Origin of the sequence: Oculatella sp. FACHB-28, from assembly GCF_014696015.1 — a bacterium.
Classification (GTDB): Bacteria; Cyanobacteriota; Cyanobacteriia; order Elainellales; family Elainellaceae; genus JAAUTN01.
The window spans coordinates 30,718-56,518 of sequence record NZ_JACJPJ010000077.1 but is presented as its reverse complement, the minus strand read 5'-3'; the positions used below and the strand labels follow the sequence as shown (position 1 = coordinate 56,518).

Sequence of the window (25,801 nt, the reverse complement as noted above, 5' to 3'; positions counted from 1 at the left end):
ACTTAATCGGCGGCTGCGGTTTCACGAGCAGCAGCAGCTTCGTCTGGATGGATGCCCAGACGGGTCAGGTTGATCCGTCCGCGCCCGTCAATCTCGCGCACCTTAACAATCACCTCGTCGCCTAGAGCAACTTCATCTTCGACCTTGCCAACGCGGTAGTCAGCAAGCTGGGAGATGTGGATCATGCCTTCCTTGCCGGGAAGGAATTCGACAAATGCACCAATGGGAATGATGCGGGTGACGCGACCGACATACACATCGCCAGCACTGAGTTTGCGGGTCATGCCTTCGATGATGCTGCGAGCGTGTTTGGCCTTTTCGCCTGCGACTGCCGAGATGGTAATTGTGCCATCGTCTTCGATATCGATTTTGGCTCCAGTTTGCTCGGTGATGCCCTTGATGGTTTTGCCGCCGGGTCCAATGACCATGCCGATCATGTCGGGGTCGATCTTAATCGTCAGGAGTCTTGGTGCGTAAGGCGACAACTCAGGACGAGGTTGGTCGATGGTGGTCAGCATTTTTTCCAGGATATGCATTCGGGCAGGTTTTGCCTGGCGGATTGCATCTGCTATCACAGAAATGGGCAAACCGTTGATTTTCATATCCATTTGCAGGGCTGTGATGCCGCTGTCGGTTCCGGCGACTTTGAAGTCCATGTCGCCAAGGAAATCCTCAATGCCCTGGATGTCGGTCAGAATGCGAACTTCATCGCCTTCTTTAATCAGCCCCATTGCCGCTCCACTGACGGGTTTGGTAATGGGTACTCCGGCATCCATTAGCGCCAGGGTGGAACCGCAGACTGAACCCATTGAGGTGGAGCCGTTGGAGGAAAGCACCTCTGACACCACCCGGATGACGTAGGGAAACTTGTCTTTGTCCGGCAGGATGGGAACGATTGCCCGTTCTGCCAGTGCGCCATGCCCGACTTCACGCCGACCAGGCGACCGCATCGGCTTTGTCTCACCCACTGAGTAAGGCGGGAAGTTGTAGTGATGCAAATAGCGCTTTTGCTCGTCAGGGTGCAGGTCGTCTAGCTCCTGAGCATCTCCAGGCGTGCCCAAGGTCGCAACTGACAACACTTGAGTCAGTCCACGCTGGAACAGTCCGCTGCCGTGAACCCGCGTTGGCAAAATACCCGTGCGGCAAGAGATCGGACGAACTTCGTCTAGCTTACGACCGTCTACCCGAACGCCGTCCTCAACAATTTGGCGACGCATAAACTTTTTGGTCAAACCCTTGAAGGTATTGCCCAAAGCTTTAGCGTCTGCCTGAGCTGCAACTCGGATGGGGTCTTCTTCGGGCATTTCAGCGATCGCCGCTGCTACTTCTTCTTTGACCTTGTCTAGCGCTGCGTCTCGCTCACTCTTGCTGTATTCAAAGTGAGTCAGGATTTCTTTGATAGAAGCTTCGGTGCGATCGCGAATAAAGTCTTCTAAGGTCGAATCCACTTCGGGAGGCTGTTCGGTCACGATCTCAATGCCCAGTTCTGCCATCAGGTCACGCTGTGCCTGAATCAGATCGCGAACGGCCTCGTAGCCAAAGTCAATTGCCTCAATCATGTCTTGCTCAGGCAACTGATTTGCCCCAGCTTCGACCATGATCACGCCTTCAGGTGAACCAGCAACCACCAAATCCAGGTCGCCTGCTTCAATCTCGCTGTAAGTCGGATTAATAATGAAATCATCCCCAATCAGCCCGACTCGCACGGCAGCCATAGGTCCATTAAAGGGAATGCCTGCTAGTAGCGTTGCAATTGATGCACCTGTTACGGCTAGCACATCGGGTGGGACTCGCTCATCCAGCGCCATTGTCGTTGCCACAATCTGAATATCATCCCGCAGCCAACTGGGAAACAGCGGACGCATCGGGCGGTCAATCAAACGGCTAATCAGAGTTGCTTTTTCGGGGGGGCGACCTTCTCGGCGCAGAAACCCACCGGGAATCCGTCCGGCGGCATACAATCTTTCTTCGTAATCAACGAGCAGCGGCAAAAAGTCGATTCCTTCTCTGCCAGCGGCGCGGGTTGCCGCTACAAAAACTGCCGTTTCTTCTGATTGAACCAACACGGAACCGCCTGCTTGCGGTGCAAGCAGACCTACCTTAAGCCGAATATCCCGTCCGTCGAAGGATATTGACTTATCTATTTCCTCTACCATGCGGCACTCTGTCCTTTTAGCCTTATTTTTTCTTCTGTGGCAATCGTAGCACTGATGCCCTTAGTCTGCTGTTGCAATGAGTTATTAGAAGAAACTGCCTGAATCAATTCTCAATCTATCTTCAAGATTGAGGTCGGTCGGTGAGATATCAGGCGATCGCTTCACCTCAATCGCGAGGGCTAAACCATCTCCCCAACTGGTTTCGCGATGAAAAAACGATGAACTTCGGAGTTATTCGTAAGTTTGATTCAATCGTAGCGCACCGCAATAATTTTTACGTTTCTTCAGGCAATCCATCGGGTTTCCGCGCATCAGCGATGCTGGACAATTTGCACAAGTGAGGTGCAACAGACCGCTCCCAAAGTTGAACTCTAGCCAGAGAATTTCAGATTGGAAACCACTTTCATACTGCCACTTGAGAGAAGCTCTGGCTAATTTTGAAAGATTGCCTCTAATAAGAGAAAGCTGGCAAGAATTGAACTGCAAACCTCCCGCAAACCACCTTAAGAATATGGTTGTACAATGAACCCAACATTGCAGATATAACTGCTCCATCCAGGGAAATTAGCTCTACACCAGGAAACTTCAAGCTTCTGGCGGCTGCTCTGGGTGTTGATGGCGGTGTGATGTTTTGCGATTACCCCAGAAGGGGAACTCTTCGCATCGCCTCGCATCGCCTCCTCGATTAACCGCCAACGCTTTAGGAGGGTTTAAACCTCTCACGTAGATTCAGCAATGTTCAGTTCCGCGACGTTCATTGATCGCTAGTGACGCTTAGTGCATGGCAATTCTTCACGGTAGCTGGCTTCTCCAGCCTCAAACGTCTTCTTCTCAGTCTTCTGGGCTTCAGGCAAGTTGTTTCTTGATTTGGGGCGAAACCTGGCGCAGAGTTGAGTCACAGGCAGAAGAAGCGCAGCCTAATGCTGTGTTACCCCATCCGTTTGTGATGACTGCTGCGGAACTAGTTGATTGGCTGCGATCGCTGCATCAGTCCCGCCAAATCAACTGGGCTGTCTCAGATGTGCCACTAGTTGAAGCCGGACGCACTGCCCAGACAAAAGCGAAATCATCCCGGTCAAAATTGCAATCTGCGACTCAAGTGGAGGCGACAGCTTTATTGGAGTCCGCAGTGGCTCGCTTGCAGTCGGTGGCGTTTGCCCTGCCGACCTATCAAGTCAGGCTAGATGAGACGGAGGAGGCGATGCGAAGCAGTTCCCCCGTTGGGGTAATCGCTATCCCGCAGCACTCCGCTGCTCAATCCACTTCGCCCGACGAAAATGCAGTCCCTACGTCGCAGTTCTGGCAGGTACAGGGAATTTGCCTGAAGCCACTGGAAGCGATTCAATTCCTCCAATCCTTACCCCTCAGTTCTGTAAGTGAAGAATCCTGGCTGAGCGGAGATTTGCGCTTTTGGTCACACGTTGCCCGTTGGCACCTGGATTTGTTAGCCCGTTCCAAATTTCTGCCGATTCTAGAGCGCTCAGATGAAGTTGCCGTTGCCCGCTGGCAAGCCTTGTTAGACAGTGCTGCTGACCAGTCCCGGTTAGAGCATTTTTCACGACAAATGCCTGCTGCCTGTCGGGGTTACCAGCCGCTTGACTCCACCGAGTCCGTAGAAGCAGCCGTCTTCCCCGCAGCACAAACTCTGCTGCTTAATTTTCTGCACCAAACCATTGATGCTCAAATTCGGCTTGCTCTAACTAGCCATCCTTTGCCCACCGTGCCCCTGCCCAAAGATACGCCCGTGCGAGAGTGGCTCCAGGCACTAGGAGCGATCGCAGCCGACTCGCCTCATCCAGGAATGGTTTCCACAGAAGCCGAGAAGCTAGAGCGGCTAGAAGCAGTCCTGAACAACTGGATCGCCCCTATTCAGCAGCAGTTGACCCAGCAGGCGGCTTCCTTCCGCACTTGCTTTTATTTGCGAACGCCTGCCCCTGGCAAGACGGACTGGGCGCTAGAGTTTTATCTTCAGGCGGCTCACGATGCCGATTTTCTAGTCAGCGCCAAAACGATTTGGAACAACCCCGTAGAGCGGCTGGACTATTTGGGGCGTACCATTCACCATCCCCAGGAAACGCTCTTAGCTGGGTTGGGCTTTGCTTCCAGGCTTTATCCGGTGCTGGAGCCGAGCCTGCAAGTGCAGCAGCCACAAGCCTGTCCGCTCGGTCCGATGCAGGTTTACGACTTCATCAAGTCGTCAGCGTGGCAGCTCCAAGACAGTGGTTTTGGTGTGGTGTTGCCACCCAGTTTGGCCAACCACCAAGGCTTGGCTAATCGGTTGGGGCTGCAAGTCAGGGCAGAAGCCCCTTCGAAACGCAACAAACAGCGGCTAGGGTTGCAAAGCCTGCTCAACTTTAAGTGGGAACTGTCAATTGGCGGACAGCGGCTTTCTAAGGAAGAATTCGATCGGCTGGTGGCGCTGAATACGCCACTGGTTGAGATTAACGGGGAATGGGTGGAATTGCGTCCTCAAGATGTGCGGGCTGCGCAAAGCTTTTTTGAGAGCCGCAAAGACCAGATGGCGCTGTCGCTGGAAGATGCGCTGCGAATCAGCACGGGCGACACACAGATGATCGAAAAGCTGCCTGTAGTCAACTTTGAGGCATCGGGTTCGCTGCAAGAGCTAATCAACACGCTCACGACTGGCAATCAGAGTGTAGAGGCGATCGCCATCCCTGCGAGTTTTCAAGGCGAACTGCGTCCCTATCAGGTAAGGGGAACCTCATGGCTAGCCTTTTTGGAACGCTGGGGTTTAGGGGCTTGCTTAGCTGATGATATGGGTCTGGGTAAGACGATTCAACTGATTGCCCTGCTGCTGCACCTAAAAGAACAGGATGCACTGGAAGCCCCAACGCTGCTGGTGTGTCCCACCTCAGTGCTGGGCAACTGGGAACGCGAGGTGAAGAAGTTTGGCCCAGATCTAAAAGTGCTGGTGCATCACGGTGATAAGCGATCGCAAGGTAAAGCATTTGCCAAGGCGGTCAAGGGCTATGACCTGGTGATCACTAGCTATGCACTGGTCTACCGAGATGCCAAAGATCTGCAAAGCGTTTCCTGGCAAGGTGTAGTGCTGGATGAGGCGCAGAACATCAAAAACCCAGAGGCAAAACAGTCTCAGGCAGTCCGCCAGCTTGAAACCCAGTTTCGCATTGCCCTCACCGGAACGCCCATCGAAAACCGCTTGTCGGAACTTTGGTCAATTCTGGATTTCCTCAACCCCGGTTATCTGGGGCCGCGCAACTTCTTCCAGCGGCGGTTTGCTGTACCGATTGAGCGCTATGGCGATACAGCTTCACTGCAAACATTGCGATCGCTGGTTCAACCCTTCATCTTGCGACGACTCAAAACCGATCGCACCATCATTCAAGACTTGCCCGACAAGCAGGAAATGAGTGTGTTTTGTGGGCTATCAGCCGAGCAAGCCGCCCTGTATCAAAAGCTGGTTGATCAGTCGCTAGTTGAAATCGAATCGGCTGAGGGTATTCAGCGTCACGGCATGATTTTGGCACTGCTGGTCAAGCTAAAACAGGTTTGCAACCATCCTGTGCTGTTCAAGGAAGAAGCAGCCGCAAAAGACACCAAGAATACGAAAAACACCTCATCCCTCATCCCTCATCCTTCATCCTTCCGCTCCCTTTCCGGCAAACTTCAGCGGTTGGAGGAAATGCTGGATGAACTGTTGGCGGAAGGCGATCGCGCACTCATCTTCACTCAGTTTGCCGAGTGGGGCAAATTCCTTAAAGCCTACCTGGAGCAACAGTTCAACCGGGAAACGCTGTTTTTATATGGCGGCACGTCTAAGAAGCAACGAGAGGAAATGGTCGATCGCTTCCAGAACGACCCGCAGGGCCCACGAGTATTTATCCTTTCGCTTAAAGCAGGCGGCGTAGGACTCAACTTAACCAGAGCTAATCATGTGTTTCACTTCGATCGCTGGTGGAATCCTGCGGTGGAAAATCAGGCAACCGATCGCGTCTTTCGTATCGGGCAAACCCGCAACGTCCAGGTTCACAAGTTTGTCTGCACTGGCACCTTAGAAGAGCGCATTCACGAACTAATTGAAAGCAAAAAAACACTGTCTGAACAGGTGGTAGGCACAGGTGAAAACTGGTTAACCGAGTTTGACACTGACCAGCTTCGTAACCTGCTGTTGCTCGATCGCAGCGCCGTCATTGATGAGGGAAGCTGATATACCCCCATTCGCTTACTTTGCTCCAAAGAGCATAGGTAATACCGCTGATTAAAGCAAAATACCGCGCTGCCATAACCTAACTCCTTAACCCTTAAAGATACGGTTCCTCTCACCTTTTATACGAAAACCAGCGGAGAACCTCCTATCACAGGAAAGACCTTATGTTAAGTCAGCTTGTGCAGAACAACACAATCAGTACGATTGAGGTGGGCACCAGACAAAAAGACTACTAGATTTGCCGCTCATACAATGATTGAAGCCCAATTAGCTCAAGAATCATGAAACCAAACACAGCTACTGCACTTGAAATGATAAAAGCTATACCTATCCAGGAAAGTGTATTTCCAATCCAGGCTAACAATAATACGCTGCCAACTGTCCAAGCGATTTCGATTCCAATCACCAACCAAACTGCAATAGGTCTGATAGGTTTGGCGCAACCAACAACGCAAACATACAGCCCAACTCCCAATACACTCCATCCTAGAATCTTCAGGGCTTCTGGCAATGAATAGCCGGGTAAAGAGATAGGGTTGGTTGTAAATAGAGTAGAGAGTGAGTCTGCTGCAATCGTCAGCACTGCTCCATAAACAAAACAAACAGTACTATCGACGAGAAGAGTAGTTCGTAGAGAGGGCATAAACAAACTCCTTTTGGCTTCTACTTGCTTGAACAAAGCAGTCCAATGGTTAGGATAAGTAATGGTAGTGCTCTTAAACTCAAAATTTAGGTTTTTGTTGCGTCTCCATCTGGGCTGTTGGATGGCGATCGCAATTTGAGGGAAGAACTTTGAAGGAGGGAACAAAAGTCACAAACGTGACTATCTTTGGTTGCAAAGGAAGTGACCAATCGAATCAGTATTTCATTTTTGTCAATCACAACATTTCGCGGCAAAGACTCACGATACCACTCATAAAACTCTGCCCCAGAAGATTGCAGATAATTTGCCACCTGCTTTGGCATCACTGCGAAGATCTCATTGGCTTGAGTCGGCCAGACAATACGGACACTAGGAATAGCAGACAATGCATTTGCAAGTTGGGCTGCTTGTCCGTTTGCATGATGGGCAAGTTCCAGCCAATGCTCATCCTTTAGCCAACCTATGATTTGGGCACTTAAAAACCGACCCTTAGACAACAAATGACCTGCTCGTTTTCGACGATGTACAAATTGTTCAGCAAGACCAGAATTGAAAATGATCACTGCTTCGGCTGCCAAACAACCATTCTTTGTAGCCCCCAAACACAGAATATCAACTCCTGACTTCCAGGTGAGATCTGCCGGTGTGCAACCCAATGCCGCTACCGCATTTGAAAAGCGCGCTCCATCCATGTGCACTGACAAGTGGTGTTGCCGAGCTACAGAGGTCACAGATGCAATTTCATCTGGCGTGTAAACCAGTCCTGATTCTGTTGCTTGTGTAAGGCTCAAGGCTCGAACTAGTGGATTGTGGGGAATATCAACGCCTGCGCCTTCAAAATAATCTAAAAGATGTTGGGCAGTGAGTTTTCCCTCTCCACGAGCAAGCCCAATCAGGCGAGCGCCATTCGTAAAAAACTCTGGTGCAGTCGATTCGTCCGTTATGATGTGCGCCTGAGCGTGGCAAAGGATAGCTTCCCAAGGTTGCACCAGACATGAGAGTGCCAAACTGTTGGCAGCAGTTCCGGTGGACACAAAAAATGCATCCAAATCACATTGAAAGGTTTCTCTTAAAGCCTCTACTGCTCTTTTAGTCCAGATGTCATCTCCATATCCGTGGGTATATCCTGCATTAGCAGTCACTATCATCTCCAATACCTGAGGAGATGCCCCTGTTTGGTTATCGCTGCCGAATTGCATTGTTACTCCTGTAGATGTGCTTCCCTGGTTATGCCCTGAGAATACTCGTTAAAGCTCCTTTTAGTCAGCCAACATCTTGCGATAAACGATCTTGTCATCACCTGTCGTGTAGAAGTCACGGATACGTGCCTCTTCCTCATAACCACACTTTGCGTAAAAGGTGCGTGTGCGCTCAAAGTCCGGCATTCCTGATGTTTCCACCACCAACATTCGCCCACCACACGACGCTAGCGTTTGTTCAACATAGCTTAATAGCGTTGCACCGCGTCCTTGTCCCTGGCGGTCAGGCCGGATAGCAATTAATTGCAAGTTCCACGTTTGATCGGTCATCCGTTCCGGTTCACAATAGGCAACCCCAACTGGTCCATTATCATCGTCGGTGATCCAGAAATGATCTGTGTCGCGATCGCCCCCAAAGTAATCGGACAGCATTTCGCTTAGCGCCTCAAGCTCATCAGGCTGGAAGCCGATCGTTTTGGCTATGTCAATTAACGCAATTGTGTCGTCGGGTATGCTCGGTCGAATCATGGTGACTCCAATATGCAGATCTCGATATGATGCCGTGCGTATTACACTATGTAGTATATGACAGGTAGTTTGATTTAGTGCTGAATTTAAGATGAAAAGCTAATTAGGAAAAGCTGAGAAAAATTTAAGTGAGTTTTATCAAGAGAATATCCAAAAAGTAAGAAAGCTCTTGAAGCGAATAACCTCATAACAAGCTGTTTTTGAACCACAGGATATCCCTTTGGGCATAGTGAAGAATTTGAGGCTGCACTGTATTCTTTAATCACAGAAAAGAGAGTGAGGATCAGTGTAGGAATGACGCTGGAGACAGTAAAGCAAGCTCAAGTTTTAACGCTGGAGAATTCTGAAATCAGGCTCACTATTCGTCCTGATTTGGGCGGACGTATCGACCAATTAGAAGATTGTAAAACTGGGCATTCCTGGCTCTGGCATCCATCACACTACACGCCTGAAACCACGCGATCGCTTCCTATTGGCGCTTCCTTTGATGAACAGTGGACGGGAGGTTGGGATGAAGTTTTTCCCAATGATGCAGCCGGATTGTTTCAGGGAAGGACCTTGGCAGACCACGGAGAGTTATGGTCACAGCAATGGGAAATCCTGGAACGTTCACCCCTTAGCATCACGCTAGGATACCAATGTCAGACCGTCCCGATACGAGTAGAAAAGACTATTCAACTTGATCCAGACCGCCCAGAGGCTCGGCTAACTTACTGGTTCCAGAATCAGTCTGAGGCGCAAATTCCATTCCTGTTTAAGCATCATGCAGCGATCGCAATTGAAGCGGGAGACGAAATTCTGCTCCCCGACTGTTGGGTAGAACCTGCATTTTTGGAGTTCAGCAAAATTATTGGTCAACCTGGAAAAACCCGCTTTCCTGAGGCGATCGCCGCTAATGGGGAATCAGTTGATCTGCGTATTATTCCGCCATCCTCTTCTCAACTTCAGGAGTTTTATTACAGCTCTGATTTATCCAGTGGCTACTGTGGCATTCGTCATCAACGCACTCAGTCTGCTTTGCTCATGACATTTGATACTGCTGATTTCCCTTATGTCTGGATGTTTCAAAGCTATGGCGGGTGGCGTGATCATTATGTAGTTGTAGTAGAACCCTGCACAAATATGCCCTCTGATCTGGAGGAAGCGCATCGTCTGAACACGGCTGCATTCCTGAATCCTCAGGAGAAACAACGTCGAACACTCACTTTGCAGTTACAGCGCGATCGCTCTTCCTAACTTCTTAAGAGCCAGCACAAACAGAATCAAATTAACTAGCGTTTGACTCCACAAAATGCCACCCAACTTGGATTAGCATTTCCCTTTTGAGACGCATAGTATCCCGGTGTGTAATGCACATGAAATGCCTCAGGTGCAAACCCTGCTTCTAAGGCGTAAGTGGGGAAATCGGCAAACTTTGACGAGGCAAGGTAGGGTTCTGAATTTGCCCAAACTTCAGTATCACGGAAATACCGAGCAGTTAGTGTGGGAGGCTGAAGAAATAATTTGCTCTCCAAATGCACCATAATTCCTCCCGGCTTTAGCAAGCGATAGCTTTCTGCAAACACTCGCTTTCTCGCCACCCCAGGAATTTCGTGCAGAAGGATATGACTTACCACTAAATCAAAAGACTGATCGGGAAATTCAGTATTTTCAGCATTCTGTTGAGAGAAATGCACCGTTTGGTTTAAGACTCTTGCACGAGCGATCGCATATCTCAACAATGACGACCCTAGATCAATTCCCCAAACTTGAGCTTGGGGATAGGTCGATGCATAGGGTAATGTGCTGTGACCCACAGAACACCCTAAATCTAAAATCATGCGAGGCTGAAAATCTGGATAGTGCTGTGCCAAGACCCGATGAATCAAGGTTTGACCCAGTTCGTCATTGAGAGGTCCAAACCACCCACGCCCATATAGAAAAACGCCGTGGTCGTACAGCACTCCTGAGCCAAAACTGTCCTCAGGCTCGTGGAGATAGCCCCCTGGCATTCGGTGGATGTTGGTTTTACGTTGGTGGATGGGAATGTCCAGATCTGGATTCAGTTCCAGTTCTCCTTTCCCCTCCAAATGTTTTTGATAGACCGCTTCAAGGCGGTGTCGATCCTCATCGATTGCTGTCAACACATTCGCCCACAACCGATCTTGAAATACACCACGACGATAGTTAGTTTCTTTTACCTCAGGAGACTCATCTAAAATTTGGCGAACCTTGAAGTATAGTTTGTCCTGATCCGCTTCATCAGGATAAGCAGAGGTGATCTCAACTGTCTTACTCTGAAACAGTTGAAACATAGAGTTCCAAAAGTCTTTAATTTCACTAGCAAGCTTCAAGTCATCTTCAGGAGAATGAGCTTGGGGAAGCAAGTCATGCTGGTGTTGGGGACAAAGAAAAACCATAGTGTTAATCAGAACTCCACCTTGTATCCAACATAACCTATGTATCTTAAGCAATAGCTAAAAAGTACAAAGTCGTAATAATGGAGTACTTTATCTAAAGCTAACGGCTAGCCTCTCAACAGTTAAGTGTATTGGAATTGGTTATACACTCCTGGTACAACTCAATTCTTTTTGCTGCTCACATTGATGTCACTCCTTCTAAAAACTGCATCACAGTTCGATTGAATGGCTCAGGAAATTCCATCCAACAATTATGTCCGCCACGCTCTAATATCACTAACTCAGCTTTTGGAATTCTGGCAGCAAGTTCCTCTGAAAACTGCATGGGAATGAAGATCTCATCTCTGCCAATTAATACCAAAGTCGGAACTGAGATTTCGTTGATTTGCGATCGCGTGTCATGCTGCATCAGCGCAGCAACCTGTCCAGCGAAACCGTGAATAGATAGTGGGTAAGGATGATTGAGCGCACGGTCAACCAAAGCTGCTACAGTTTCATCATGTTCAAAAAACTCATTAGTGTAAACCCACAAAAAGCTATCTCTGGTAGAGATTTCTAAAGACACATTTTCGTTGAGCATTCTCAACCAGATCTGCACTAAATATTTTGCTCGGGCAGGAAATCGGGCAGCTGTTGCGGCTAGCAGCAGGCTTCTCACTAACTCAGGATATTTCAGCGCCATAGTCTGAGCAATCATACCCCCCATTGAAAAGCCCAAAATATGAGCGTTATCCACATTCAAAAACTTCATTAAGGCAGCAGCGTCATCTGCCATCATCTCGGTTGAGTAAGCCTCATTAGGAGCATCAGTTTGCCCAACACCACGATTATCGAACACGATGACTTGATATTTCTGCGAGAGAACAGGAATTTGGTTGAACCATGTGCTGCTATCCATGCTCAAGCCGTGAATCAAAACTACAGGTTCACCGCTGCCGTGAACCTCGTAATACATCTCGATATCACCAATCCTGGTTCTAGGCATTCTGCATTCCCATTGCGGCAACAATGTTCCTATTTTGCCTCAGCCTCTCTCGATTAAGAATGAATGATTTTGCCCGGAATTGCTGGCGATCGCCTCTCACCGTTCCTCTTCAAACTATGCCCTAACTAACTCTATCAAGTGAGATTCAGCCCCCCATCTGAAATTAAAATCTCTCCTGTCAGATAGTGACTTGAAACTAACATCGAAGCCACTTGCGCGATTTCCTCTGGTTGTGCGCCACGACCCATCGGAGATCGCTCTTCCCAAAGTCTTCGTGCTGCTGTCCAATCTTTGCTCATTGGGGTGTCAACTAAACCTGGCGCGATCGCATTCACACGAATCTGTGGCGCGAGACTCACCGCGAGCAGCTTTGTCATGTGGTTCAGAGCAGCTTTACTAGCAGAATATGGAATTGAGGCCCCTTTGGAGCGAATACCCGCATGAGAGCTAATGTTGAGAATGCAGCTAGGACAGGCAGAACTTGATGACTGACGTAGTGCAGTTTCAGCCTCAGCAATGAGTGTCCAAGGTGCAATAACATTAACCTCATATAGATTGCGCCAGATCTCCGGTGAGGCTTCCTTGAGAGACTGATGTGGAATCGTGGCACTCATCCCTGCATTATTGACCAATACATCAAGCCGACCATGATGCGACAGAACCTCAGTAATCAAATTACGCGATTGGTTTTGGTCAGATAGATCCGCCTGAAAATAAGATGAACCAGGATGCGCTTCTGCTAATGATCGTCCAACCCGCACCGAAGACTTGGAATGAAAAGAAACAGCAAACCCATCTTCGGTAAGTCGTCTGGCGATCGCTAGCCCTATCCCAGATGTCGAACCCGTGACAAGGGCAACTCTTTGTAATGAATACTTCTTTCTCACCATTGATTCACATGTTGCAAAAGTGAGTGAGACGTTGAGGGTTACAAGTCTGCGGTCATGCCTTCGCGACGCAGGGCTTCAAGTTCTGCAGCAGTGAATTCGCCCAGGGCAACTTCTTTTTCTAAATGGTGACGTAGGTGAGTGCGAATTTCTTGAAGACGGCTATCTTCGGGTTGGCGAGGACGCTCTAGCGGAATGTGGATGGTTTCAACGATGCGTCCGGGGCTGCCCGAAAATAGCACAATCTGATCTGCTAGGGCGATCGCCTCATCCAGATCGTGAGTCACCATCACAACGGTTGCCTGGGCATGGTGCCACATTGCCAACAGATAGCGCTGCATTACCCGACGAGTTTGATAGTCGAGGGAAGAAAAAGGTTCGTCCATCAGGAGAACCTGTGGATTGAGCACCAAGGCACGGGCGATCGCTACTCGCTGACGCATTCCGCCGCTGAGTTCACGCGGTAGTTTGTGGGCATGGTCAATGAGCCCCACATCCGCGAGCAGCCTTCCGGCTCTGAGGCGGCGTTCGTGTCGAGAAATTCCTTGAGTGCGTAGCCCAAAGGCGACATTGTCCTGCACCGTCATCCACTCAAACAAGTTGTGGTGCTGAAACACAATTGCTGTTTCAGGTCCGGGTCGGGTGATCGGTCTGCCGCCCAGCAGTACGCGCCCGGTCGTCGCTGGAATCAGGGCAGCGGCAATTTCTAATAGCGTTGTTTTGCCACAGCCAGAGGGACCAATCAGCGCAGTGAATGAGCCTGAAGGTACAGTGAGATCGACATCCACCACAGCAGGATGCCCTGCATACACTTTGGAAACTTGCTCAAAGCAAAGTTCAGCCATTTGTCCTGCCTTTGCTCCGGGCTTCCCACCAGAGCAGCCGCCGCTGAATCAGCAAAATCAGGCGATCGATCGCAAACCCCAACACGCCAATCGTAATGATGCCCGTCATTACCAGTCGCATGTTGAACTGCTGCTGCCCCAAAATGATCAGCGCTCCCAGTCCAGAGTTGATTCCGGCCATTTCACCCGCCAAAACGGCCATCCAGGCTGCAAAAAAGTTGACTCTTACAATCGTTAGCAAACTGGGAGCTGTTGCAGGCAATACAACCCAGAGCCAGAGCTGATGCCCTCTCGCGCCGAGGCTTCTGGCGGTTTTAATCAGTTCTTGCGGCACGTTTTCGATCGCCGCTGCGGTTGCTAGCGTCATGACTGCAAACACGCCCATAAACACGACAAAAATGGCGGACTGGTCGCCAATTCCTAAAAGCGCGATCGCCACGGGCACCCAGGCAACTGGAGCGATCGGGGCGATCGTTTGAATCATCGGCAGAATCAGTTGTCGCACGGGGTTGACAACTGCTAGCACCGTTCCTAAGGGGATGGCCGCAATCAGTCCCAGAATCAGCCCAATCAAAACTCTAGCTAGAGTTTTGACGATCGCCTCCCCATACGTCACCTGCTGCGGCCCGATTCCTGCTGCGCCGGGTCCTTGCAGAATGTAAGGAATCACCACGCTGGGCGGCGGCAAAATTCGAGGATTGAGCACCTCGGTTGCTGCCCCAATTTCCCAACCTAGTGCCAAAATAATCCAGGCCAGCACAAAAGATAGCCCAGGCATCAAACGGCGCAACCGCCCTCGCGCAAAAGGAGCGATCGCCGGAGATGCCCAGGCAGGTACGGAAGTGGATGGGGAGTCAGCGGGAGGCATGAATTAAGCCGTTTGCAGTGAAGTTTCCTGAACTGAGCCGTCAAAGATCTCGTCAATCAGGTTGGTCTGGTCAGGCTCTAAGTAACCCAAATCTGCCAGGAAGCCAATGCCATTGCGAAGACTCTCAACTCCGGCTTCATCCATAGTCGGTTGAGGTACCTGACGCTTCAGGGCGGGAGCCAGAATAGACGCCTCTGAGCCGTAGAGAGGTGCTAATTCGGCGATCGCCTCTTCGTAGTTTGCATTCAGGTCTTCTGCCGACTGCCGCAGCACCGCCAGATAGTCAGCCAACATGTTTGGCTCTTTAGAAATGAAGCTATCAGTGGAGTTGATTACACAGTCTGAAGCCTCCGGCCCCCAGGCTCCGTTAGAGTCGCCCAGATAAGTTCCATCTGCTTGAGACACCACCGTTTCAGCGTAGGGTTGCGCTAGCGAACACACATCCACACTTTCTTCAATCAGTGCCTCACCCATGCCCACCATACTGGGGAAGAAAGTCATTTCATAGCCAGAATAGTCTACGCCCAGCTTCTTCAAATGCCCATAGACCACTAATTCTAGGGTATCCAGTTGCAGCGTTCCAATTCTCAAACCCTGCCCCGATGCTTGCTTCAGCTCATCCAGGTTTTTTACAGAACCGTTTCGACCCACTAGCTCAATTCCGCCCTTACCCGAACCGCAGATAATCTTGAGGCTATCAGTTCCCTGGGCATAAGCGGCCACTGTATTCGTCCAGGGGTTGTGGATCACATCTTGAGAACCTGCGACCAGTGCCTGCAAATTTTCGCCCGGCCCGTTGAACTGGGTCAGTTGAACATTCAGCCCCGCGTCAGCAAACATGCCCCGCTGATTGGCTAGCAGCAAATGAGACACACAGCCCGCAGGCAAATGACCGACTCGCAATACGGTGCCGCTACCGCTGCCTTCACTCGCTGTTGGAGATTCGGTGCCCCCTTCTGAAGCTCCGTTTCTTTGAGAGGCACAATTTGCAGTGATGAATGCCATAGACGCCAGACAGCAACTCCGAATAAATCCTCGTCGGTTGAGAGAACCAATGGGATGAAATAGATCGTTGCTCACTGCTGATCTCAAACCCTTTTTACCCAATCTCTTGCCCATTCCCATACCAGACCTCTCTTAATGATTAACTGTTCTGGCTGCTTGAGCCAATATTTGAAACTATGAGAACCTGAGCTTTCTCCTACCAATTCGACTAATAAATTTAACTCATTGAAGTATTCAGTTCTGCCTCTCAGAGTTGAATGTATATGGGAAAGCTCCTCAAAAAGCTGAAGTTTCAGCTAACAGGAAAATCTAAATTAAAAGACCTTAAAGGATGGAATTCCCTGTCATAGTTTTACGTACTCACTTCTACAAGTCCATTATTTTAAGCTTGTCTTAAGCGATCGCCCCAACCTCATTTCTCCTTATTTTCCAGATTGGAATGCAGTACTACTGAGTTACATTGAGAACTGAACCGTGCAGAGATTGGTAGCTACGCCCTGTAGAGAATCAAAGACATTCTAAGCATCTCACTTAGAACGCTGTGGACAGGAAAGGATTTGGCTCTGGCACCCAATATTCACCCGACTGTGTGAGTTGCTTTTGTACAAATAATGCTACAGCAAATAGTCTCTTTCAGTTGGCAAACGATGGAATTGTTACATGGAATACATCCGGTGCCATCTCAACAATTCGTTAATATTATGAATGAATTGTATGATCACCGTGAAAGTAGAGCAACTTAGCAGAGAATGTTTGTCTTGATTGGCATAAAGCTATTAGAATCTTGTCAACAAGATATGGTGACCAGTCTATAGCTTGGAGTCTATAGCTTGAAACAATTCTTTCAATGTACACAGGGCTACAAACCAATTAATAGACCAGTCGTTATAGTATTATTTTCTTGTTCTCACCGTGAACCAACCCACTAACACCAAAACCCGAATGATTACCGCGACGGCTGAACTGCTTCAAGTTCAGGGCTATCATGCCACTGGGCTGAACCAGATCACCCAAGAGAGCAACACGCCAAAAGGCTCTCTCTACTTCCACTTTCCAGGAGGTAAGGAGGAATTGGCGATCGCTGCTATTGAGGCGGCAGGCGCAGAAGAAAGCCAGAAGATTGAGGCTGTGCTGAATTCACAGGAAGATGTTGGAGACGCTGTTCAAGCCTTTACTCAGCTTTTGGCTGAGGGAATGCTCAATTCTGACTTCCGTAAGGGTTGCCCCGTCGCAACCGTGGCGATCGAAACTTCATCAACCCATGAATCTTTGCGCCGCGTTTGCGAACAGATCTACATGCATTGGTTTGAGCTAATCGAGCAGCGGCTTTTGATGGCTGGCTTCAATCCGGCTGAAACCCGAACTTGGTCAACCTTGATTTTGGCATCGGTGGAAGGCGCATTGCTGCTGAGCCGCAACCAAAAAAGTGTTCAACCACTAGAGATTATTGGTGAACACATCAAGACCTTGATCAACCAAGCAAAACCTCAGCATCAGCCCCAACAAAATTTTAGTCAGTTGAATTCAGTGAGTTGAGTTCGATTGTGAGTTTACTCCAATTGAGTTTCAATGGTGAGCTAAATTCACCCTGATTTTAACGATTCGGTCGTGTTTCCCTGTTGTAGTTTGTACGTTCTATGTATTGCCGTTAGCTTATAGTGAATAGCTCACAGCAAATGACAATTGACAAAGCTCAAACAAAGCTTAAAAGGTTGCCTTTGGGTTAATTAAGAACAGACAAAACCGCTTAACTCAGCAATAGAATCAGGCTGTCGCATCTTCATTCACCTCTTCGTTCCTTTGCCGCAAAGTTATGGTTCACCACGTCTTAAAGGCAACTTGTGACACTGTTCATTTAGGGGGTTTTTCTCCCAAGCTTAAGCCCGCTCTGGTCATTGATTCGGGTGATAGCATCGATGTTGAAACCTATACGGGCTATTACGTGTATGAGCAAGCCCCTGAAGATTTTGTCAACGCCGAATTTTTAGAAATTTGTCATAACTTGCCTGCGGAACGCAAGATTGATGTCGGACCGCACTTAATGACTGGCCCTATTTTTGTTAATGATGCAGAGCCAGGAGACGTGCTGGAGGTGAGGCTCAATGCGATTAGCCCTCGGCTGCCTGTCGGGTTCAATGCGATTCGTCCGGGCTGGGGTGCTCTAGCAGAGCGGTTTACCGAAGCCAATCTCAAGTTTATTCGACTTGATCTAGAGAAGGGTGTAGCAGAGTATCCAGAAGGCAGTGGTATTCAGATCCCAATTCGGCCAATGTTTGGCATCTTGGGGGTGGCAACTCCAGAAGACTATAGCTCGATTCCACCAGGAGCCTATGGCGGCAATATCGATAATCCTGAACTGCAAGCAGGTTCTCGGCTGTTTCTGCCTACTTTTTTGCCTGGTGCGCTGTTTTCGATTGGGGATGGTCATTCGGCTCAAGGCGATGGGGAAGTTTGCGGCACTGCGATCGAAACGTCGATGAATGGGAGCATCGAGCTAATCGTCCGCAAAGATCTGAAGCTAACCACACCGATGGCAGAAACCCCAACCGACATTATGACGACGGGCTTTGCTGAGACGCTAGATGCCGCCTTTGAGATGGCGCTAGAGAGCATGGTCAACTTTATTGCCGCATTTGCTAACATCTCAGCGCAGGAAGCCTATTGCCTGTGCAGCCTTGCCGCCAATTTTAGGGTGACTCAGGTGGTGAATAGTCCCCAGCGTGGCGTACACGGGCTACTGCCCAAGTCAATTTTTGCTAACCGTAGAATAAGTTTGTAAGTTTTAGCCTTAACTGATTAGTGCAGATCTAAATATCAGCCTGAATATCAGTTTTGAGTAATAGTTTCCCTGGGGCGATCGCTCTATTCCTGATCGTTCACTCTATCTTAAAGGTGGTTTATCCATGTCACTTGTCACTAATGGTTCTCAGCAGACCCGTGTGATTAAAAGCGATGAAGAAGCGATCGCTGTTGCTCAAGAGCTTGCCGACGAATTTGCGATCGGTGCTTCCAAGCGTGATCAGGAGCGAATTCTCCCCTACAACGAAGTTGAAAAGCTTTCCCAGAGTGGCTTGTTAGCAATCACCGTCCCCAAGGAGTATGGGGGGCCCTTCGTCTCTAATGTGACGCTCATGGAAGTGCTGACCATCCTCACGGCTGGAGATTCTAGCCTTGGTCAGCTACCGCAAAACCATTTTTACTCCGTTGAAGCCCTGCGGCTCGATGGCACCGAAACCCAAAAACAGTTTTTCTTTAGCCAGATTCTTAACGGGATGCGCTTTGGCAACGCCTTTTCAGAGCGAGGCACCAAGAATGTAGCTGACCTGAAAACCAAGCTGACCCGCTCTGGTGATGATTACGTCCTTAATGGTCAAAAGTTCTACTCTACCGGAGCGCTGTTTGCTCACTGGATTCCGGTACTGTGTGTGGACGAAGAAGCAGGCGAAGGCAGAACCTCGATCGCCCACATTCTCAAAGAGACCAAAGGAGTCACTGTCATTGATGACTGGTCTTGCTTTGGGCAAAAAGGGACAGGCAGCGGCACCACTATTTTTGAAAATGTCCCCGTCAAAGCAGAACATGTTTTACCCCACTATCTTGCTTTTGAACGCCCGACCTGCATGGGCTCGTTTGCTCAAATTATGCACGCAGCAGTCGATGTGGGGATTGCCCGTGATGCCATGCGTGAGACGATTCAGTTTGTTCGCAAAAACCCACGTCCCTGGATTGACAGCGGCGTAGACTACAGCTACCAAGACCCGCTGCTAATTCACAAAATCGGTGAAATGGAGCTGAAACTTCACGCAGCCGAGGCGGTCTTGCGACGAGCCGCAGAATTCATGGATCGCACCTTTGCTGATATGAATGAAGAAACAACGGCTGCAACTTCGATCGCTGTTGCTGAATCGAAAGCAATGGCTGAGGAAGCCGTCATCTTTATCACCAACGCCTTCTTTGAAGTCAGCGGCACCAAATCGACACTCCAGCAACTCAATCTCGATCGCCACTGGCGTAACGGCCGCGCCCACACGCTGCACGACCCTTCTCGCTGGAAATATCACGCGGTCGGCAACTACTATTTGAATGATGCAAAGCCACCTCGTCACGGCTGGATCTAAGGACCCGAAGGGGCGTTTCGCGAAACGCCCCTTCGGGTCCTGTTGCCCTACTTTAGGGGATTAAGGACGAAACAGGTGAGAATGCTCTGGGTTATAGAGGCGCGATCGCGCTTCTACACCTTCCCCCTGTCCATCTACCCCTCTTAATGCCGGACTGATTAAATACATCGTCGTCCGGATCAGCTTCTCCTGCTCTGTTACAGCTGCCATCTGGTCGAGTGGCACAATCCAAATTTTCTCGTCTGGCCAACCTATGCGAAAACATACCGCAACTGGAGTATCTGCTGGATAGTGCTGCAACAACTTTGCTTCAGCTGCTTGAATGTGTCGCGCACTGAGATACAGACACAGGCTTGCTTGATGAGCGGCTAAGGATGCCAATTCCTCTGCCTCTGGCACCTGAGTGCGTCCGCTAATCCGGGTTAGGATGATCGTTTGCACCAGTCCGGGCACAGTCAACTCAACCTTGAGCTTTGCCGCCGCTGCCTGAAACGCGCTGATGCCCGGAATCACCTCAAACGGAATTTCTGCCGCTGCTAGCGCCTGCATTTGCTCGTGAACGGCACCGTAAAGTGTTGGGTCACCAGAGTGGAGACGAATGACAGATTTGTGCGATCGCACCCGTTCCACCATCAGCGGCAAAATCTCCTCCAGCGTCTTATCTGCCGTCCGCACGACCTCCGCATCAGGACGCACGATTTGCAGAATTTGCCTGGGCACCAGTGAATCCGCAAACACAACTACATCTGCCCGAGCCAACAGCTTTTGCGCTTTCACTGTTAACAGATCTGGATCACCCGGCCCAGCACCGACAATATACACACCTGGTGTGAGCACATGAGCATCCGGTGCATTGAGTTCATCGATATCCACAACAGCTTTAGCAACAGTCATCAAACCTACAGTCCTCAAATCCAGGTCGTTCAGCAATTCTACTTTAAAGCCAACATGAACTTCTTCTAAGGAACCATAAACTGCATAAATGCTTCCGGATCAGACTCGCCCGATCGGTATAGAGGAATGGTAGATGCACCCTGATTAAAACCCCGAAGTTAACTCTTCGGGGTTTTTCTTTTTTGATAACGGAAACTTACTTTGATATGCTTCAGGAAGTAGGAATGCTGAGTACAAACCGAGAAATACGATGCTTCCTAGATAATTTTACAAAGACTAGATAAATCTCAAGGAGTCTCCGGATTTACCCTCTTCAATTGGTATAGAGGAATGGTAGATGCACCCTGATTAAAACCCCGAAGTTAACTCTTCGGGGTTTTTCTTTTTTGATAATGAAAACTTACTTTGATATACCTCAAGAGGTAGGAATGCTGAGCACAGATCGAGAAATACGATGCTTCCTGGATAATTTTACAAAGACTAAATAAATCTCAAGGAGTCTCCGGATTTACCCTCTTCAATTGGTATAGAGGAATGGTAGATGCACCCTGATTAAAACCCCGAAGTTAACTCTTCGGGGTTTTTCTTTACTAATGCAAAACTGAAGTTTTGATGGCGATCGCTCAGCTAATTTAGGCTGTCTAGTTAGTCCACACCTGATGATTGCAAACGTTAGTATCTGCTGTTGAGTTAACTTACGATGCTGCTTCGTCTTCTTCGTCTTTTACCCCTTTAGGTTGAGTAATTTGTGTGGCGTAAATTTCTACATCTTGCTGAATAATTTGCTCGACCTGGCTAGCAAAGACGTTAAAAGCCTCTTCGTGAGTTTTGTAGGGCAGGTAGGGTCCACTCAATTCAAAAAATTGCCAGCCCTGTGTTTTGAGGGATTCTACGCTGCGTCTGTAGTTGCGCCAGCGATCGCCATAGTTAAAAAATTGTTCAGTTGCAGCGCTGATCGCCACGACCTGACTCAGCACAAAAGCAGACCAGCTAATCGCATCTCGAATATAGAGAGCTGAGTTGGTTTGATTCGTTTCTGGATTGCCGGGGTTAAGGATGCCCGCACTGACGCTGCTTAAACTGACTAACGCTGGAATGATTACACCACCAATAATGGTCGTCAAACGAAGCCTGTAATAAAGGTCACGCGCTCGTCCGGCGCGTCCTTCCATCCAAAGAATTTGGTCAAGCCAGCGCGATCGCAAATAGTGTTTTTGACGATCCTTGAGCTCCAGATTTTCAAACAATTCACCAAAGTCTTTTTGTAAAAATTCTCGATAAGGATCTTTCTTAGCCACAATTTACTCCTTAGCAAGAAAGGCTTGTTTAATCTTTTTGAATAATGTCCTAAAGTCCGTTGTCAAGTCTATGGCTTGCACTAGCCCAGATGATATCAGGTCTTCGGCTCGTTGATCGGTTGCTTTACCCCGTAAAACGGCAGCCAGTACGTCTGCTGTACGTCCACTACCCGCAATCACAACTACAGGTCGCCCTTCTTGAATATTTTGAGACGCGTCTTTCCAGGTCACCTCTCCCCCATTGATCAAGATGACTATTGAAGGTTGAGAGTCAGCCAAGGTTGAAGCAATTTTGGCAATCCAGGGAGATTCATCTCCCCAACTAGAGCCCGGAACTAAAGCAAAATGCGTATGATTTGGCTCTAGCAGAGAGGCCTCATCGGATGCATTCGAAGCGTTAGGCAACGTCGCCAACCCAATCGGGGCAACACCAATCAAGGGAAACGAGGCGTTAATTTGGGTGCGGGCTTCTCCCATCAGTTTCATAATGCCTGCGTCGGTGCCACCATCAACCACAAAGGCTTTCATGTCCTTTGCCAGAGGAGCCAACACTTTTACAAATAATGCCTGCACTCGCCTGCGGTCTGCATCACTCAACTTACTCGCACCGCCGACTACCACCAAAACGGGACCTGGACCTTGCAAGCCGAGTTGGTTGAGCGCATCTGGTAAATCAGCATCTCGTTGGAGGTGAATTGCTTGTGCCGTTCGACCGTTTTCAAACGTTAGTTGAAAGCTTTGTTCCATGTAGAGGTGAAAAATAAAATACCCATTAGCTTATCGCTTTATCGCATTCTGATTGAATTTTTGCATCCTGATTTTTGAAGTATGCCCTAAAGCAGATTGAAATAGTTAATTTTTGTGCGAGCGGGGCACGAAAACTCAACGTTGACCAAGCAAATGTTGACCAAGCAGACTCTAGAGCCTCTCTAAGTGCGATCGCAAAGTCGGGATCAAAAACTGCGTTAACGTATGCGCGTCAACGCCGAATTCAGTTCGTTCTTGGGCAGCTTGAATGCCTGCTTGAGCGTGCCACCAAGTCGCAGTTTGAACGATCGCTTCTGCTGAGGTGGAATGAGCGATCGCCTGTGCTAGTAGACCACCCAGCAAGCCAGTCAAAACATCGCCACTGCCGCCACGGGCCAGGGCCGGAGTGCTTTCAGGGTTTACCCAAACGGTACCTTGAGAATTGGCGATCGCGACTCGTGCGCCTTTGAGCAGCACAACTGCCTTGCTTTGCTGGGCGGCTGAACGAACGGCCGTAATGCGATCGCCCAGTTGCTCACCCAGATTGGGAAAAAGCCGCTTAAATTCGCCGGGGTGAGGCGTGAGAATTGTAGGTGCCTGCCGCTGAGCAATTTGGGGCATCCGGGCTTGGTTTGCCAGAATGTTTAATCCATCTGCGTCTAAAACGAGTGGGCGATCGCTAGCGAGAACTTGCTCTACAACGGAACCAGCATTTTGGGTCAGACCCGGACCACAGGCGATCGCACTATATTTGCTCAGGTCGGTTTCGTCGGGCAGTTGGGCGATCGCACCCGATTCGTCTTCGACACAGCCCAGCGTCAAGGCATCGGGCAGTTGGGCGATCAAAATAGATTTGAGCGATTCAGGCACGGCAATGGAGAGCATCCCGACGCCACTGGCTCTTGCTGCCAGAGAAGTTAGAACGGCAGCACCCATATACTGACGGGAACCGCAGATCAGCAACAAATGCCCCTGCTTGTACTTGTGGGTGGTGGGCGATCGCGCAATCGAGAGGGGCGCGATCGCCGTTCTTGCCGTAATTCGATATAGCTCAGGGGTGCCCAGTATCGCCTGAATATCGGCAAGCGGCAGGTCAATGTCGATTAACTCAGCCGTTCCTATATGTTTCAATGCCTGATCTTGCAGAAATGCAAGTTTCCACAAACCCAAGCAAAAGGTGCGATCGGCACAAATCGCAGTGCCTAAAGCCTCTCCGGTGTCGGTATGAATGCCAGAAGGTAGGTCAATGCTGAGAATGGGCTGAGTCCTCTGATTGATATGGTTAATGGCATCGGCGATTGCCCCTTCTAACGTTCGGGTCAGCCCATACCCAAATAGCCCATCGATCAACAAATCACAGGTTTCTAAAGCGGTGAACTGATCAGAGCAGGGAATGCCCAAACTGGCAGCATATTGGGCATGGTGATCAGTCAATTCCTTGAGCTTGGTTAGCGGTTGGTAGAGCGTGACTTTGTAGCCCCGAAAGTGAAGCTCACGAGCAATGACCAGCGCATCGCCACCATTGTGTCCTGGTCCAACCAAAATGCCAATGTGAGAAGCTTGCGATCGCGGATAGAGCGCCTGAATCCGCTGGGCAAGGAGCCCACCCACCTTCTCCATCAACGCTGCCACGGGCATCCCTGCCGCAAATACCCGCGCCTCGATTTCTGCCATTTGCTTGGCGGTGACCGCAAAGTGCTGAATTTGCTCTAGCCGTAGGACGTTCAGCACAATTCACAACTCAAAACTTCCTAACGCCTATAGTAAACTCTGGCATCCATACCAAAGTCTCTAAAGTAGCGATTCCAGCGAGTGGCTGCACTGCGGTTGGCAAAGGGACCGACCAAGACGTGAGGTCCAAAAGGCTCTCGCCTACTTTCTGCAACTTGAGCCAGCCTTAAATTTCCACCCAGCCGCACCACTTGAGCATAAATAGCGGATATGTCGTCCGCATCTCCCGGAATGGCAACATAGTAGGAGTCATCCGGAATCGGCGTATTGGCTTGAGCAACTTCAGTGTCGCTAAAGTTAGACTGCTGTCCAGAAGCCTCTGGGTTAAACGTTGCTGCTGGCAGCAGTTCAGGGGAGGGCAGGCTAGATCCCCTTGAGGCGACTGTCTGGGTGTTTGAATTGGCTAACACCACACCTGGAACCCGGACCACCTCAGCCCCAATGCCTTGAGCAGCAAGCTCCGCAACCCGCCGTTCTGCGCTATCGGTCTGGTTAAACACGCCTGCCTGGATTACCTGCCGTCCATCATAGTTTTGGAAGAATGCGCCTGATTCCACCCGTCTCACCTGGTTTAGCAAAAGCGGGCTGTCTCCGTTGACGTAAACCAGAAAACGTTCTGAAGCATCAGTCGAGCCAGATTGCTCTAGATTAGCTGGGGCGGGAGCCGGATCATTGTACTGTTGTGGATACTGCTGGGGTTGAGTCGGTGCGACCGGAATTTCTTCCCCAAAAGTCACAGACGGCGGCGGTGGCAGACCATCTACAATCTGCTGTGCCATCAACACGTTTCTGGGTAACGGCTCTGCCCAAGCCGGAGCAATCATCCAACCGCTTCCTAGTAGCACGGAAATTGAGATGAAGCTGAGTAGCCCTGACTGTTGCAACCTAAAAGGATGACAAGATGTAGGCGATTTGTGGTGGAGGTTGCTCATGATGCGATCGCCCCTTTTCATAAGGCTATTGAGTCGTGTTTTTGGAATTCGGACTTACCAAACGATCTAACTTGTGGTAGCAAAATTTGCAGCAAGTTTAACACGACAGCGACCCGTAAAGCGTTCATTAGAGGTTTTTAGAGGTTTTTAGGTTAATTCCACAACGGCTGTATCTGCTGATAGACGACTTAAGGCTCATACAACCGCTAATCTGACGTAACCATTACATAGCACCCGTAGTCTCACCTACTTTTCTTTACCAGGTATTCAGCAAGAGCCGTTTGGACAACTCTGACACCTCTGGTGCTGTTTTTGCTTTAAGTCACCGTCTTTTGGTGGCATTTTAGACACCTCAAAGGCTCTGATGGAGGATAGCT

At 49.5% G+C, this 25,801-nt stretch carries 20 protein-coding genes; 5 read left to right on the top strand and 15 right to left on the bottom strand.

Annotation, left to right across the window (positions count from 1 at the left end; genetic code table 11):
- Positions 1 to 2: 2 nt before the first annotated feature.
- Positions 3 to 2,156 (bottom strand): polyribonucleotide nucleotidyltransferase, encoded by a 2,154-nt coding sequence (locus H6F88_RS18500; RefSeq protein ID WP_190644225.1) that lies wholly within the window; start codon positions 2,154 to 2,156, stop codon positions 3 to 5.
- Between the two features lie 781 nt (positions 2,157 to 2,937).
- Here H6F88_RS18500 and H6F88_RS18495 point away from each other — a divergent pair.
- Entirely contained in the window at positions 2,938 to 6,345 is a 3,408-nt protein-coding gene (locus H6F88_RS18495; RefSeq protein WP_190644224.1) for a DEAD/DEAH box helicase, read from the top strand.
- Between the two features lie 232 nt (positions 6,346 to 6,577).
- On the opposite strand, the gene H6F88_RS18490 is transcribed toward H6F88_RS18495, so the two are convergent.
- The 3 genes from H6F88_RS18490 to H6F88_RS18480 all read right to left on the bottom strand — a co-directional run bounded on the left by H6F88_RS18490 (position 6,578) and on the right by H6F88_RS18480 (position 8,715).
- Entirely contained in the window at positions 6,578 to 6,988 is a 411-nt protein-coding gene (locus H6F88_RS18490) for a hypothetical protein (RefSeq protein ID WP_190644223.1), read from the bottom strand.
- A gap of 86 nt (positions 6,989 to 7,074) precedes the next feature.
- Entirely contained in the window at positions 7,075 to 8,187 is a 1,113-nt protein-coding gene (locus tag H6F88_RS18485) for a low specificity L-threonine aldolase (protein ID WP_190644222.1), read from the bottom strand.
- Positions 8,188 to 8,247: 60 nt separating this feature from the next.
- A complete protein-coding gene (locus H6F88_RS18480; protein WP_190644221.1) occupies positions 8,248 to 8,715 on the bottom strand; it encodes a GNAT family N-acetyltransferase in 468 nt (155 codons plus the stop codon).
- Between the two features lie 294 nt (positions 8,716 to 9,009).
- Between H6F88_RS18480 and H6F88_RS18475 the strand changes: the two genes are divergently transcribed.
- Positions 9,010 to 9,951: a DUF4432 family protein gene (locus tag H6F88_RS18475; protein WP_190644220.1), complete on the top strand. Its 942-nt coding sequence runs from the start codon at positions 9,010 to 9,012 to the stop codon at positions 9,949 to 9,951.
- Positions 9,952 to 9,986: 35 nt separating this feature from the next.
- Here H6F88_RS18475 and H6F88_RS18470 read toward each other — a convergent pair whose 3' ends face one another.
- From H6F88_RS18470 to H6F88_RS18445, 6 genes are all read right to left on the bottom strand, one after another.
- Positions 9,987 to 11,114 (bottom strand): class I SAM-dependent methyltransferase, encoded by a 1,128-nt coding sequence (locus tag H6F88_RS18470; protein ID WP_190644219.1) that lies wholly within the window; start codon positions 11,112 to 11,114, stop codon positions 9,987 to 9,989.
- A 178-nt stretch (positions 11,115 to 11,292) separates the two neighbouring features.
- Positions 11,293 to 12,099, bottom strand: coding sequence for an alpha/beta hydrolase (locus tag H6F88_RS18465; protein ID WP_190644218.1), 807 nt, complete (start codon positions 12,097 to 12,099; stop codon positions 11,293 to 11,295).
- A 134-nt stretch (positions 12,100 to 12,233) separates the two neighbouring features.
- A complete protein-coding gene (locus H6F88_RS18460; protein WP_190644217.1) occupies positions 12,234 to 12,989 on the bottom strand; it encodes an SDR family oxidoreductase in 756 nt (251 codons plus the stop codon).
- Positions 12,990 to 13,027: 38 nt separating this feature from the next.
- The gene (locus H6F88_RS18455; protein ID WP_190644216.1) at positions 13,028 to 13,831 is read right to left on the bottom strand and encodes an ABC transporter ATP-binding protein; all 804 of its coding nucleotides are present in this window, start codon (positions 13,829 to 13,831) and stop codon (positions 13,028 to 13,030) included.
- Positions 13,824 to 14,699, bottom strand: a complete 876-nt coding sequence (locus H6F88_RS18450) for an ABC transporter permease (RefSeq protein WP_190644215.1) — start codon at positions 14,697 to 14,699, stop codon at positions 13,824 to 13,826. The genes H6F88_RS18455 and H6F88_RS18450 overlap by 8 nt, the downstream gene beginning before the upstream one ends.
- Positions 14,700 to 14,702: 3 nt before the next feature.
- Positions 14,703 to 15,779 carry an ABC transporter substrate-binding protein gene (locus tag H6F88_RS18445; protein WP_199333677.1) on the bottom strand — a complete coding sequence of 359 codons (1,077 nt, stop codon included), beginning with the start codon at positions 15,777 to 15,779 and terminating at the stop codon, positions 14,703 to 14,705.
- Positions 15,780 to 16,616: 837 nt separating this feature from the next.
- Here H6F88_RS18445 and H6F88_RS18440 point away from each other — a divergent pair.
- From H6F88_RS18440 to H6F88_RS18430, 3 genes are all read left to right on the top strand, one after another.
- Positions 16,617 to 17,240: a TetR/AcrR family transcriptional regulator gene (locus tag H6F88_RS18440; RefSeq protein WP_190644214.1), complete on the top strand. Its 624-nt coding sequence runs from the start codon at positions 16,617 to 16,619 to the stop codon at positions 17,238 to 17,240.
- Positions 17,241 to 17,517: 277 nt separating this feature from the next.
- The gene (locus tag H6F88_RS18435; protein ID WP_190644213.1) at positions 17,518 to 18,483 is read left to right on the top strand and encodes an acetamidase/formamidase family protein; all 966 of its coding nucleotides are present in this window, start codon (positions 17,518 to 17,520) and stop codon (positions 18,481 to 18,483) included.
- Between the two features lie 124 nt (positions 18,484 to 18,607).
- Complete coding sequence (locus H6F88_RS18430; RefSeq protein ID WP_190644212.1) at positions 18,608 to 19,822, top strand: SfnB family sulfur acquisition oxidoreductase; 1,215 nt, start codon at positions 18,608 to 18,610, stop codon at positions 19,820 to 19,822.
- 60 nt (positions 19,823 to 19,882) lie between these two features.
- On the opposite strand, the gene cobM is transcribed toward H6F88_RS18430, so the two are convergent.
- From cobM to H6F88_RS18405, 5 genes are all read right to left on the bottom strand, one after another.
- Positions 19,883 to 20,716 (bottom strand): precorrin-4 C(11)-methyltransferase, encoded by an 834-nt coding sequence (gene cobM / locus H6F88_RS18425; protein ID WP_190644211.1) that lies wholly within the window; start codon positions 20,714 to 20,716, stop codon positions 19,883 to 19,885.
- 695 nt (positions 20,717 to 21,411) lie between these two features.
- Positions 21,412 to 22,014, bottom strand: coding sequence for a DUF4231 domain-containing protein (locus H6F88_RS18420; RefSeq protein WP_190644210.1), 603 nt, complete (start codon positions 22,012 to 22,014; stop codon positions 21,412 to 21,414).
- 3 nt (positions 22,015 to 22,017) lie between these two features.
- Entirely contained in the window at positions 22,018 to 22,761 is a 744-nt protein-coding gene (locus tag H6F88_RS18415; RefSeq protein ID WP_190644209.1) for a hypothetical protein, read from the bottom strand.
- A 171-nt stretch (positions 22,762 to 22,932) separates the two neighbouring features.
- Entirely contained in the window at positions 22,933 to 24,492 is a 1,560-nt protein-coding gene (locus H6F88_RS18410; RefSeq protein WP_347277713.1) for an NAD(P)H-hydrate dehydratase, read from the bottom strand.
- Between the two features lie 20 nt (positions 24,493 to 24,512).
- A complete protein-coding gene (locus H6F88_RS18405) occupies positions 24,513 to 25,445 on the bottom strand; it encodes a hypothetical protein (RefSeq protein WP_190644208.1) in 933 nt (310 codons plus the stop codon).
- Positions 25,446 to 25,801: the final 356 nt, after the last annotated feature.